The sequence below is a fragment of the Weissella kandleri genome (genome assembly GCF_001438705.1).
GTDB lineage: Bacteria > Bacillota > Bacilli > Lactobacillales > Lactobacillaceae > Weissella > Weissella kandleri.
Genome location: NZ_JQBP01000011.1, coordinates 1 through 13,930, shown reverse-complemented (window position 1 = coordinate 13,930; position 13,930 = coordinate 1). Strand labels below are relative to the sequence as shown.

Annotated in this window: 10 protein-coding genes; all 10 read right to left on the bottom strand. The window is 38.7% G+C overall.

Translation table 11 applies throughout. The features are described from left to right. A partial coding sequence (locus IV73_RS06410) for a Cna B-type domain-containing protein (RefSeq protein ID WP_057756545.1) occupies positions 1-3,311 on the bottom strand: 3,311 nt, incomplete at its 3' end. Positions 3,312-3,675: 364 nt separating this feature from the next. Continuing rightward, the gene (locus IV73_RS06405) at positions 3,676-5,307 is read right to left on the bottom strand and encodes an ABC-F family ATP-binding cassette domain-containing protein (protein ID WP_057756542.1); all 1,632 of its coding nucleotides are present in this window, start codon (positions 5,305-5,307) and stop codon (positions 3,676-3,678) included. Between the two features lie 114 nt (positions 5,308-5,421). Continuing rightward, a complete protein-coding gene (locus tag IV73_RS06400) occupies positions 5,422-6,213 on the bottom strand; it encodes a metal ABC transporter permease (RefSeq protein ID WP_057756539.1) in 792 nt (263 codons plus the stop codon). Continuing rightward, positions 6,206-6,892 carry a metal ABC transporter ATP-binding protein gene (locus tag IV73_RS06395; protein WP_057756536.1) on the bottom strand — a complete coding sequence of 229 codons (687 nt, stop codon included), beginning with the start codon at positions 6,890-6,892 and terminating at the stop codon, positions 6,206-6,208. The genes IV73_RS06400 and IV73_RS06395 overlap by 8 nt, the downstream gene beginning before the upstream one ends. Continuing rightward, the gene (locus IV73_RS06390; protein ID WP_057756532.1) at positions 6,889-7,809 is read right to left on the bottom strand and encodes a metal ABC transporter solute-binding protein, Zn/Mn family; all 921 of its coding nucleotides are present in this window, start codon (positions 7,807-7,809) and stop codon (positions 6,889-6,891) included. Before IV73_RS06390 ends, IV73_RS06395 begins: the two co-directional genes overlap by 4 nt. 2 nt (positions 7,810-7,811) lie before the next feature. After that, positions 7,812-8,276 carry a MarR family winged helix-turn-helix transcriptional regulator gene (locus tag IV73_RS06385; protein ID WP_057756529.1) on the bottom strand — a complete coding sequence of 155 codons (465 nt, stop codon included), beginning with the start codon at positions 8,274-8,276 and terminating at the stop codon, positions 7,812-7,814. 139 nt (positions 8,277-8,415) lie between these two features. Beyond that, a complete protein-coding gene (locus IV73_RS06380) occupies positions 8,416-10,245 on the bottom strand; it encodes an acyltransferase family protein (RefSeq protein ID WP_057756526.1) in 1,830 nt (609 codons plus the stop codon). Positions 10,246-10,430: 185 nt separating this feature from the next. After that, complete coding sequence (locus tag IV73_RS06375; protein ID WP_083485571.1) at positions 10,431-11,108, bottom strand: DUF975 family protein; 678 nt, start codon at positions 11,106-11,108, stop codon at positions 10,431-10,433. 147 nt (positions 11,109-11,255) lie between these two features. Next, on the bottom strand, positions 11,256-12,716 hold the full coding sequence (locus IV73_RS06370; protein ID WP_057756524.1) for a peptide MFS transporter: 1,461 nt from the start codon (positions 12,714-12,716) through the stop codon (positions 11,256-11,258). 1,098 nt (positions 12,717-13,814) lie between these two features. Next, positions 13,815-13,925 (bottom strand): LPXTG cell wall anchor domain-containing protein, encoded by a 111-nt coding sequence (locus IV73_RS06830; protein ID WP_420806366.1) that lies wholly within the window; start codon positions 13,923-13,925, stop codon positions 13,815-13,817. Positions 13,926-13,930: the final 5 nt, after the last annotated feature.

Genomic DNA, 13,930 nt, shown 5'->3' with positions numbered 1-13,930 from the left:
CTTGGCTCACTTGGCTCACTTGGCTCACTTGGCTCACTTGGCTCACTTGGCTCACTTTTAATAAGTGTATTGATGAAGTTCGTTTTGTCTACCCTTTTTTTATAATTTGGTACATTTTTTTGATCTACTGTATATATATAACGTCGCCCATTTTCATCATATTTTGGTAAATTATTAAAAATATACTTCCAGTCCAACTTAGGTGTAATATTTAGCTCTTTCCAGACCTCACCATTTCGCATAAGTTTTATGGTCACCTGCTTAGGTCGTTCACTATCATCGCCATCTTTCCACAAAATTTCACCATGTAAATCAATCGTTCCAACAAGCTTGTTCGTCAAATTAAAGCCCTCACGCGTCATTTGATAATGAGGTAAACCAACTTCTTGAATCTTATACGTTGCCAACTGTCCTTGCCAGTATTTAGGTAAACCTTCAAAATGATACTGCCAATTACTCTGAGCATTCACCATTTGCGTAGCGACTTTAACTTGATTCCGATATAAATCAACCGTAATTTGATCTGGCCGCAGATTTTCATGATTCTCATCATCTAACCATTTTTTCTTACCATCAACCTTAGTCTGTGTTTCAGCTACGTTTAATCGATTAATAAAATTATAACCTTCCTGAATACTTTGATAGTAAGGAATTGTCCGTTCTGAAACAGTATAATTAAACAATTTACCTTGCGCATCGTACTTAGCTAATTGATCAAAATGATAACGCCATTCCTGATCTTTAGTTACCACTGCCGTTGCCATTAAATGGTCATTTTGATGTAAATCAATCTGTATTTCAGACGGACGTAACCCCTGAACATCATTTAAGTCATCCCAGGTCTTGGTCCCCGTAATCTGCGTCAACCCTGCTAAAGTATTCGTTACATTGTAACCGACAATGGTTGTTTGATAATTAGCGACGGGGTGTTCACTAATAGTATAGTTAAATGGCTTCCCCTTTTGATCATATTTAGGAAGCGCTTTAAAGTGATAACGCCAATCATCCTGGGCTGAAGTTTTCGTCTCAGCTATTTTATGCCCATTTTGATGCAAATTAATGGTAACGACTTGGGGGCGTAATTTATACATATCATTTTGATCGAACCACTTTTTCATACCTTGGACATCAACTTGTCCGACTAAGGTATTAATAAAGTTGGCGCCTTTTTGTTGGACTTGATAATGTTTCACGGGTTGTTCCTTCACCTGATAGTGATAACGCCGCCCTTGTGGATCATACTTCGGCAAATTTTTAAAAACGTAGCTCCACCCGGTTTGGGCTGATGCTTGCGCCTTTTGCACCACCACATCATCTCTTAATAACTCAAAGACCACTTGTTTGGGGCGCAACCCCGCATGATCTTGATTATCGTTCCATTTTTTCGTTCCCTGTAAATTCAACGTACCCGTCAAAGTATTGATAATATCATTACCTTTTTTCTCTGAGTGGTAATTTTTCACAGGGACTTCCTTTACCTGATAATCATATTTTTTCCCATATTCGTCATATTTTGGTAATTTTTTAAAAGCATAATGCCATTGGACTTGTTTTGTAAGTGCTTGTTGCGCAATTTTTTGATTATTTCGATAAAGTTCAACTACGACCTCAGCTGGGCGTTGGCCTTCATGATTTTCATCATCACGCCAGATTTTATTACCTGTACGCGAAGTTAATCCGACCAAAGTATTTTCAATATTATGCCTTACAGTTTTAGTTTCATAATGGCGGAACCCTACCACTTTTACTGTATATCGATACGGTTGGCCTGTCATATCCACTTGAGGTAAATCACTAAAATTATATTTCCAACCTTGCTTGGCTGAAACGGTTTGTTTTTCATAAAATTGATTATTTTGATAGAGCTCAACCGTCATCAATTCAGGTCGTTTTTTATTAAAATTATCTTGATCATGCCAAATAATTTGCCCATTTTGACTAACTTTGGCGCTAATTTTTTGATTAGGGACCGTTAATTCAGTCGGCTGACCCGCCCTAATTTGAATAGACCAATGTTTGGTATCCAGCTGATATCCAACCGGTGCTTCCTGTTCTACTAAGACGTAGTTTCCTGGCAATAAACTTTTAATTTGCAAAATACCCTGTTGGTCTGTGACTACATTAGCTTTAACCAAGCGTTTTTGGTCATCGTATAAATTAAAAATTGCCCCGCTTAAGCCAACTTGGCTCGCCCCGTCCACTTTCTTCACTAACAAACTACCATTTTCATTAAAATCACCAATCCCAGAACCACGCGCAATAAAAGCAATTTTCATGACATCTGCGCCCAAAACTTGACCTCGCTCATTTTCCAAACGCGCCACATTTTGGACAACGACCTGGTCACCTACATAAAATTTCGCAAAATTAGGATCATCAACAGGAATTGCGGTTTTATAGGAAAGTATATAATCCATCTGGTTATCCGCTGGAATATCAACCGCAATCACTAAATGACGCCCATTTAATTGCTGTACTCGAACGCGTTGATCTGTAAGACTTCTTTCCACTGAAAATCCACTATTATACAAATTACCATTTCCATCTTCTTTAACATTCCATTTACCGGCTTGAACTGTAAAATTCTTTTGGTCAAACACCATATTTTCCGGCAATGTATCATGAATTAAATAATGCCCAGCCGGTAGCTTAGTATGGTTTAAGTACAAGCGCCATGAATAAATTAATTCATTTGTAATTTCATTAAAATCATACCGTCCACTCTTTTCCAAAGACTTGTAGCGTGACAATTTCCCCGGTTGACTAACAGGTTCTTGTCCCCAGCTTGAATCATTAACCACATAATCTTCACCACCTAAATTAAAATGGGCTTGTCCATCTTTAGAATAGCTCATTTCAAAATGTAATTTAATTTTTCCCCGCAGGTTATGAGCGTCAAGCGTTCGAATAAAATTAAACTTGATTTGGTTCTGATGACTGAAATAGGTTCCTTCTGCAATCACCTGTCCAGCATTATCCAAAACCTGCGTTTTAAATCCTAACGGGCTAGCGACTTTAAATTCTGGTGGAATTTTTTCGAGCACAAAGTAATCACCTTTTTCGATAACCTGCGCATCATTTATATTCCAATCATAAGCAACATCTAATTGATTCCCCGTCCCTTGATACGGAACATTGGGTAAAATTTGCTGCCCATTTTGTTCCACCACCACCTTAGGCCAGCGCACCGCAACTCGGCGCGGTTGATTATTATTAATATCCGCATGAACTAATCCAATGAAAGGATACATTATAAACCCGCATAATAATCCCAATAGCTGTAAGTAAACTCCCACTTTTTTATAAACCATATTCAACTCCTTATCCTTGTCTGTCATCCCCTTCATCTTGATTCTATCTATCATAATTAATATTATTTTTAATACTTATATATCATTATTTATTGGTTTAACGAATCAATCACCCTCAACCCTCCTTTTAATTTTAAATTTATTAATTTAATTATTTTCTAATAATAATATACTAACTCACGTTCTGACAAGGATATCTTTTTCTTCACAATTAAAATTAACGCAAAAAAGCCGGTTTAATTTTCATCAAACCGGCTTACTATTACAAATTTATTCGATATATTTATTCAATCAGATTTTAAAAATGAATGTTTAATTACAATCTTTGCGCATAATTTAAACATTTCATTTTATATTTTTCAAATTATAACACAATTCCCAATTCGTCCAATTGCTTTTGCACTTCAGGATGATTTAAGAACTCATCATATTTCATATCAGCGCGGTCAATTGATCCACGATTTGATACAGCAACCACATGGTTTGCGATTGTTTGAGCGAAAGTATGGTCGTGCGAAGTAAAGATCAAAGATCCTTCATAATCTACTAATCCATCATTCAATGAAGTAATTGACTCCAAATCCAGATGGTTAGTAGGATCATCCAAAACCAAAACATTCGCTTTTGTCAGCATCAACTTTGATAACATGACACGAACTTTCTCACCCCCAGAAAGAACATCTAGGGTCTTCTCGGCGTCTTCACCTCTAAACAACATCCGTCCTAATAAACCACGCAAGAATGTATTATCATTTTCTTCCTTCGATGCATAGTCGCGCAAGAAGTCCAGAATTGGCATATCCGCCTTGGCAAAATTAGCGCCCATATCCTTCGCTAAATAATCACGCGTTGTGGTAACACCCCAAGTAACTGTTCCAGAATCCGGCTCCATCCGTCCAGCTAAAATATCCAGCAAAGCTGTAGCAGCAATGTCGTTTTCTGCAACAATCAAGGTCTTATCATCAGGATTCAAAGTAAAAGTAATATTATCCAATAACTTCACACCATCAACAGATTTAGAAAGATTTTCAACTCGTAATAAATCATTTCCAATTTCACGGGTAATATCAAAGTGAATATATGGATACTTTCGTGACGAAGGTTGAATATCATCAAGCGTAATTTTGTCCAATTGCTTTTTACGTGAGGTGGCCTGCTTAGATTTAGAAGCATTGGCTGAGAAACGAGCGATAAAATCTTGTAACTCTTTAATCTGATCTTCCTTTTTAGCATTAGCATTCGCTTGTAAACGTGCCGCTAATTCGGATGATTCCTTCCAGAAATCATAATTTCCCACAAAGAGCTTAATTTTTCCGTAATCAACGTCCAAAATCATTGTTGAAACCGCATTTAAGAAGTGTCGATCGTGGGAAACCACGATCACAATATTTTGATAATCAGCCAAAAAGTCTTCCAACCAAGCAATCGTCTTGGTATCAAGTCCGTTGGTAGGTTCGTCCAAAATCAAAATATCCGGATTACCAAACAAAGCCTGTGCTAGCAAGACTTTAACTTTGGTACTTTCAGGAAGATCAGCCATTAAAGCATAATTCAATTCTTCAGGAATTCCAATACTTTGCAAAAGTTGGATGGCATCTGTTTCAGCGGTCCAACCATTCATTTCTTCAAAACGTGCTGATAATTCACCCACTTTGATTCCATCTTCATCCGTAAATGGATCATGTGCATAAATTTCATCCATCGCTTGTTTAACATCATATAATTCCGTATAACCACGCATAACTGTGTCAATGACAGTATATTCATCAAAGGCGAAGTGATCTTGCACCAATGATGACATCCGTTCATTTTGGCCCATCTTAACGATTCCAGTGGTTTGCGCTAATTTACCTTCCAAAATTTTTAGGAACGTTGACTTTCCAGCCCCGTTAGCTCCAATCACGCCATAGGTATTTCCTGGGGTGAATTTTAAATTGACATTGTCATATAATTTTTTACCATTAAAGGCAATCGAAAGATCTGTTACTGTTAACATTCATAACTCCTTTTTTACTTTAATTTATCCGCCTAATTACTGGCTTGAATTTCTCATCTAATTAAAACGCGCTTTATCCATTCTAACAGAAACCACCGGTCTTGCGTGCTTTTTCTAAAAACTTGCTGCCTTGACCTGTAGACTAACAAAGTAAATCCCGGCCTCAATTAAGGCGATGAAGAAGCTAACTGGCAGATTGCTCCAATATGCTAAAAGTAACCCACCCCATACGCCCAACAGCGCAAAAAGGATTGCCCAGCATAGCATTGACACCACCGTTCGCCCCCATTGCAGGGCTGCTGAAGCTGGTAAAATCAACAAAATAAAAATTAATAATGAACCTACAACTTGAGCGGAAACCGCTACCGTGGTTGCCATTAACATTAAAAAAATACTTTCTAATAAAACGACATGTTTTACATTGTATTTTGCCGTCTGCGCATCAAAGGCCAAATGCCGTAATGGTCGATATAAGCCCAATAAGATGAATAAAACGATGCCTGCCAGGAGCACCACCTGCCAGACATTTGACCAACTTAAACTAAAAATTGATCCAAATAATATTCCTGTAGCGGCACTCGAACTTTTACCAGACAATGCTAAAAAGGCAACTCCTAGTCCGATAGCGACCGCGCTCACCGCGGAAATCGATGCTTCTTTTTGCTGCTCAATTTGATTTAATTGACCGATACCTAACGCAGAAGCTAACGTAAAGAACAACATCCCCCACAAAGGCGACCAACCCATAAATAAACCAAACGCTGCGCCGGCAAACCCAATTTCACTTAAAACGTGCCCAAAAAAGGCCATCTGCTTCGCCACCACAAAAACCCCCATACTAGCTGCGACAATCGCAATTAAGGTTCCGACTAGCCACGCCTGCTGCATAAACGAATAACTAAACATTTTCCACCTCCGCCAGTAAAGGATGTTGCGTTTGATGTTGATAATGTCCAAAACGGCCCTGATGGTGTTGAATTAAGAGATAATCATCAGCATAGCGATCAACAATTTCAGCATCATGGCTAACCATAATAATGCTTAAAGTATGTTTTTTTTGATATTGTTGTAACACATCCATGAATTGAAATTTAGCGGCGGCATCTAAATTTGCTGTCGCCTCATCTAAAATTAAAACATCAGGCTTCTTCACTAAGGCTTGGGCTAAATATGCTCTTTGTCGTTCGCCACCAGAGGCTTGGTCAATCCGTTGATGCGCTAATTCAGTTAGCGCCGTGGCTGCCAAAACTTGCTTTAGCCATGCCTGTTCCCCTTGGGTTAACCACGGCTGCCAACCGGTGTCAAAATTCAACTTGACATACTCGGTAATTGTTAAAGGAAATTGATTCACATCATTGCGATATTGTGGTACATAAGCAATTTGCAAACCCGCTTGTTCCCAGGTTAAACTGCCTTGATCTAACGTCCGCTCGCCCATCATAGTTTGAATTAGGGTTGTTTTACCAACTCCATTTTCTCCTAACAAAGCCAAAATATGTTGTTGTTCCAACTGAAAATTCACGGCTTGATATAACCAACGCCCATTGGCTTGAATTCCAATATTTGTTCCTTTTAATATTATCACGCTTCCAACCCCGTTTTAATTGATTGTAAAATATCCATTTGCCACTGGTAATAATTTTTCCCTGCTGGCTGAGCCTCTGTCACTGCAACCACCGGCACACCGGCTTGATGTGCTTTTTTCACGGCCTGTTGCGTAATCCGATTAGTCGTTTGCGTATTTTCTACGACCAAGCTAACTTGCCTTTTTTTAAGGGCTCGATGCCACTGTTCAATTGCTTGCGGACTAGGATCATTGCCGGCCTCCACTGCCTGCGCAAATTTCTGATCACCGATATGAACCGACCAACCGTAAAAGGCATTGTCATAAACTGGCTCAGTTGTCAGAATCATTTTCCCTTCCAGTTGAGGCTTAATGTCATCACGTATCTGTTGCAGGGGCGCCAGGGTCGCTAAATAATTTTGCGCTCGCCGTTGATAATAAGCTTGGTGTTGACCGTCTTGACGACTTAATTGTTGTACCAATGCAGCCGTGACTACTTGCGCAATTTGCGGCCGATACCAGAAATGTTCATTATCACCTTCCTGATAGTTAACCAAACGACTAACCTCAATTTGTGGTGTTTTTGCATGCGCGGCGCTTAAGTTATACGCCCATTCATCATAACCGCCCCCATTACTAATCATTAAATCAGCTTGCGCATATGTTTTGGCTGTCTGCAAAGTGGGTTCAAAATCATGGGGATCACCATTATGAGGTCCCACAATATTAACGACCTCCCCATATTTTCCAACAACCGCTTGCGCCATCTCACCATATACCGATAGACTACTAACAATCTTGAACTTCTTAGGTGAATCAACTGTGCTCTTTTGAAAACCAACCGGCCGCACCAATACGGCTTGATGTAAAATTAAGCCTACCAAGCTGGCCACCACGATTAAGCCGAGCCAACCATTAATATTTTTATGCTGTTTCAATCCTAAGCCTCCAATTTCATCATCAATTGCTCCATGAAACTTTTAATTACCTGTTGCTCTGGCTCAGAATAATCTTTTAATAATTCTTGATAAATTTGTAAAGTCGCCTGATGTTGCTGTAAATGGGCCTGTGCATGTAATTGGCCTTGCTCTGTTAACTGAAAACGTACTACCCGTCCATCATGCTGATCCATCACAGTCTCTAAATAGCAACCATTATCGTCATCGCGTTGTAAACCCTTGATTGCTTTAGTAACCGCTGCACGACTAAGGTTTAACCCGTCCGCTAATTGGGCATTAGTTTGCATTGGCTGTTCAGCTAGCAACATTAGAATGTGCCCTTGCGTCGTCGTCAGATTATCCTGACTCGGGCTCAACAAAAATTCGCGTTGTTGCTCCGCCTTTTGACATAAGCGATCCAAACTTTCATTGATTAGATAAGCTGTCGTTTTGGTCATATCTGTCATCATCAAACTCCTTTACTGGTTAATTAACCAGTTAATTATATCGAATGTCACTTAATTTAACAACCTCGTCCATAAAAAAATAGCCTAGCCCTTCTTTAGTGAAAAGAGGCTAACCTATTTAAATCTACTCATATATCACTTAATCTTTACCCGTTTTTAAAACGGAACGTAAGATTAATTTTGTGTATTCAACCGACCCAACTGGGTTGGGATGCACGCCATCTTTACCCAACCATTCTGGATGTTGTTGCGCCTGATGTTGCCAATTAATAATATGCAAATTATCATATTTTTTGTTCATTTGGTTCAAAAGTAAATTATTACCCGCAATCCAACTCCGATTAGCAAAATCATTCACCCAATAAACCTGTACCTTAGGGCCCGCAGCCTGCATCACCATTTGAACTTGTTTTTCAGATATATTTCCATTGGTTCCGGCCGCAATCAATAAATCACCGGCCATTTGATCTTTGTGGCGCGTTTGTTGCACGATTGACACTATATCTGCCACGCTACGACCAACCTTAGCATCAACTTGCATATGCGGAACTAATTCTTGTAAATTCGGTGCCGTATTCAACAAAACTGAATCTCCCACCGCCGTCACTTTCAATGTTTTCAGCTGCTGGTACTGTTGCTCATTCACCGCAAACTGATCCATTGTAGCACGATCATCATCTGTTAATTGATCAGTCGTTGCAACTTCCGCCTGCGCCTGATGATTGGCCTTTTGAATTTTGTGCGCGTTTGTGGTTAAACGTTGCTCTAAATCCGTCTTTGGTTGCGCTTTACCTGCATTAGTTTGAACTAACGCAAACAACATTCCCAAACTTAATGTCCCAGCAATAATTTGGTAAACCAAACGGGTTCGTCCAACCATTTGATGTGTGAAGTTCGCTTTACGCCGAAAGACTTCTTCGATATAACGGTAGCTCACTTCAGCTAACAGCAAAACCCACGCGATTTTCAAAAAGCCATCAAAAAGATTCACCGGCCGATGCACTAATTGATCATACAGAACAAAAACCGGTAATTGATATAGATAAATACTGTACGAGCGCGTTCCTAAATAATTCCAGACGCGGCCGTTTAATAATTGACTAAATTGTGAAGCTGGATGAACGGTAACTGCTACTAAAATGGTCATCACCAAACTAACTAGGTACATCCCCCCGTCATAAGGCCAAGCTAATTGACCATCCATCATCAAAAATGCCACTAACATCAACAACATGGCTCCCCACCCTGTCAAGTTTAAGATGCGTCGCACCCTGGGCTTAATTTGCTCACGCAGATGCAGTGAGGGCCAAACAAAAGCCAAAGCCGTTCCTAATAAAATGGAAAATAGCCGTGTATCCGTTCCGTAATAGGTCCGGTTAAGACCAACCATATTATATAAAGTAAGCATTAAAACTGCTGAAATAACCGATGCACCGACCAAACTACCAGCAATTTTAGCGCGATTCCACTCCTGTTTTAATACCCACCAAACAATTAAGGGCCAGACTAAATAAAATTGGCCTTCAATTGATAATGACCAAAGATGGGTGAACGGCGAAGGATTATTCCATTGATTAAAATATGAATGTCCATGACCCATTTCCCAAAAATTAAACACATATGTTAAATTCGTGGCGATGATGCCACGTAAATTATATAGAAAATCACGCGTAAACAACCCAATCATTGTTGTGACAAGCAAAAGCATCCCCAGCAATGCTGGATATAACCGCTTAATTCTACGCCACCAAAAACTGTGCAAATTAATTGTCTGCGTTTGATCATATTCTTGTATCAGTAAATCTGTAATCAAATATCCTGAGATCACAAAAAATAATGGGACTCCTAACCAGCCACCAACCATTTTTTGAGGCCACAGATGAAAAAGAATTACGCCGACGACCGCAATCGCTCGGAGTCCATCGAGTCCAGTAATGTAGCGATGCTTTGCGGCTGAACTTTGTTCCATATGCACTTTACCTCTTTTTAATTTGCCCATTGGCTCTTGATTATTAAGTATAACCGAATTTATTAACATTGTATACGCGTCTGAAAAATTAAAGACCCTCCAGCTTTCACTGCAGGGTCTTTAATCGCTTGAAAATTAATGTTGAATTTTTTCATCAATGAATTTTTAAATTCGACCAAGCCAAGCTATTGTTCATTACGTAAACTCAAATAGAATTCCGCCATGACCGTTTCATAATATGGCAAGATCCAAAATGATGCTATACCAAAGGTCACAACCGCTAAAATCCACCAAGGAATAAATTGAACTTGTAACCAAAAATATTGAACTTTGTGTCCAGCCATCAAAGCTTGTGAACGGCTCAAATATTCACCCATTGAATCAATCGTTTTCCCTTGTTTAACATCATCTGCATACAAGAACTCTGCCTGTGAATATGCGATCGCCTTAATCACACCAGGAATGAACAACAAAATGCCCCATAAAATGGTATATAGGAAGCGGAGCCCCATTAAGACCACCGCATCCCTGACGGTTTGGCGCTTAAAATACTTAAAACCTTGTTTCTCCGGATGTTCAGGGGCTTCTTCTGTTCGCACCCACTCAATTAGAGCATAGACAGTTCCCAGACTAATGACTCCAACCAAGACGGCTTCAACCAATCCAGACCAAAGGCTCTCACTGAACATATACATTAAGTTGGCCAACGTAAACGTTTGTTGATCTTTAAGACCACTCCCATATGAAAACCACGCACTTAAAAACTGCCAAGCAATTAAAGGCCATGCCAATTTAAAAACTAACGACCAGTTTAATTTTACTCGCTGCCACGCAGACCGCTTTAGCTGCATATTATCTTGCATTTTGCATGTCTCACTTTCTTAATTAATAATACTATTTTATCATATCTAATCAAAGTCTACCGAATAGGTGTCTAATTTGTAACTTGAAACGTCATTCAATCTAAAAAACCAAGTCGTATTGCGACCTGGTTAATTTTATGTTCAAACTTATTCAACCCCGTCCATCAAACGAACCACGGTTTTAACCATAAATAACATCAAAATTCCCAAAGCAACTGTGACAATTCCAAAGGTAAAGAAGTATTGTACCTCTGTCTTTGGACTATACATTCCAACGAATTGTGCATTCAAAGCTGATCCCACGGCTGAAGATAAGAACCATAGTGACATCATCTGGGCTGTATAGGCCTTAGGTGCCAACTTAGTCGTTACTGACAAACCAACGGGAGAAATTAACATTTCTCCAATGATAATCAAAGCCCATGAACCAAGCAACCAAAGTGGTGAGACCCGGCCTTCTGTTCCATAGAGCGTTCCAGGAATGGCTAAGAGCAGGAATGAAGCTCCCGCAAAGAGTAATCCAACCGAAAATTTCATAGGAGCAGAAGGCGAATTCTTCTTCCAGTGGTTCCACAAAGAAGCAAAGAACGGCGTATACAACATAATAAAGAATGGATTCAATGACTGGAACCAAGAAGCTGGGAACCATGTATGCATCGTCCGGTTTTGCGCAAAGGTAGCCAAAACAACGGAACCTTGTTCTTCCAAAGCCCAAAATAGCACAGCCCCTAAGAACAAAGGTAGATAAGCTAAGACACGTGAACGCTCTTGCTTAGTAACTTTGGACGATGTTAGCATTTGTCCGAAGTACATGACCGGGACAGCAACCGCAATTACTGTTAACAAATTAATGAAGTCAGCAATCGAATTCCAACCCATCAAATTCATCAATATCACAACTAGGGTGAAAACAACCAAAGCTAAAATTACTTTTAAAATCAATGGTTTAACTTCTTCTGGTTGCAGAGGGTCAGTCGGATAGAGTCCATCCGTTGGCAAATCTTTTTTACCACCAAAATAATACTGGATTAATCCAAAGAACATTCCAATCGCTGCCAAACCAAAAGCAGCGTGGAAACCAAAACTTTCTTGAGTCCAACCAACCAATAATGGGGCAATAAATGAACCTAAATTAATTCCGAAAACGAAAATCGAAAATCCGGCGTCCCGGCGTCGATCGGTTGGTGTATAAAGTGAACCAACCATTGAAGAAACATTTGGCTTTAACAGTCCGGTTCCAATAATAATCAAGGCAATCGAACCAAATAACGCTGAGGCTCCAAATGGTAAGGCTAAGACCATGTGCCCAACCATAATAAAGACTCCACCTAAGAAGACCGCTTTACGTGAACCTATCATTCGATCAGCAATGTATCCGCCTACCGCTCCTGATAGATAAACCATCGATGCATAAATTGCCATAATTGAAGCTGCAACCGCACGCGTAATATTTAAATCGCCGGTTGCAATTAAATGCCACATATAATACAACAAGATAGCCCGCATTCCATAGTATGAAAAGCGTTCCCACATCTCCGTCATAAATAGAGTAGCGAGTCCAATTGGTTGACCAAAAAATTTCTTTTCTTCTGTTTCTTCTGTACCCATAAACTCCTGATCTTTCCTCTTACACCTTTATGTAAAAAATCTAATAATATTTTAATTTTAACAGCATTCCCTTATAGATACAAGATTTTTTTACAAACATGTCAGGATATCGGACAATTTTTCTTTAAATATCTCAATATAAGACGTTCTAAACGATTCAATGGCTGATTTAAATTAAAAATTTAACAATTATTATGCTTATTCTCCAGTATTTATCCAAAAAAACATCAATTCGGACTCAATTAAAATAAATTATTTCTCATTTTGATTACACCACTATCCTAAAAATACTCATGAATTTTTTATACATCATTTTAAAGGCTATTTTTTATTTCCGTAAAATTTTGGTCATTGAATCACCAACTTACCCCCGGAAGTAATAATAATTAAGAAAGCCAGCGCAAAATCAGCCTAACAAACCACTAACCTCTTAATATTTTGTATCATTTCCGCACTTCTCTTAGAATTGTGTAAAGGCGTAAATACAGACTTTAAATGCAGCTTGCCATCGTGTCAGGCTGATGCGTGCCCTCAATTACATATATTATTATAAAGTTCCTTATAATAACAAACGCGCCTTTTATGCATAACTTTAAGTTAAAAATGTGTACAAATATATAGTAATTAACCCATTAAAAAAGCCGATAACTATTAAAATTTATTGCCGAAATAGGTTCGTTGATTGAATATATTATGTCATTTTAGGAGAAAATATTTTTAACAATTTCAAAGATGTTTGATGAATATTTTAGTAGTTCCTATCCGATCATTTTAAAGCTGTGCGATATAACGTTACATGATCCCCAATAGCAGCGATTAAAAAGCCAACTCACGCCATTTCGACACATTTTAAATTCGTTTCAAACGAACAAGAACCTTTCACCCATTTCCCAAAACCAGAAAATATTATTCTACCACTAGTGATGTTTTTGAAAAATTTAAAAAAATAATAAATACACTGTTTAAAAAATATTCCCCTTTTTGTTACTCAAATCTTCTCTCATAAAATAAATGAACACAAAACAAAAGACAAGTACGTTAGCACTTGCCTTTTTGTATAGTTATAGACTTGTAGCGTTACTAATATATAATTATCTTTTACTTACGCCGATTCCAGAATACTAATCCAGCCAACGAAGCTAACACAACACTAATAGCTCCAGCTAGGGTTGTTTTTTCAGCTGCTGTCTTAGGTAATGCTGATTGAATTCCGT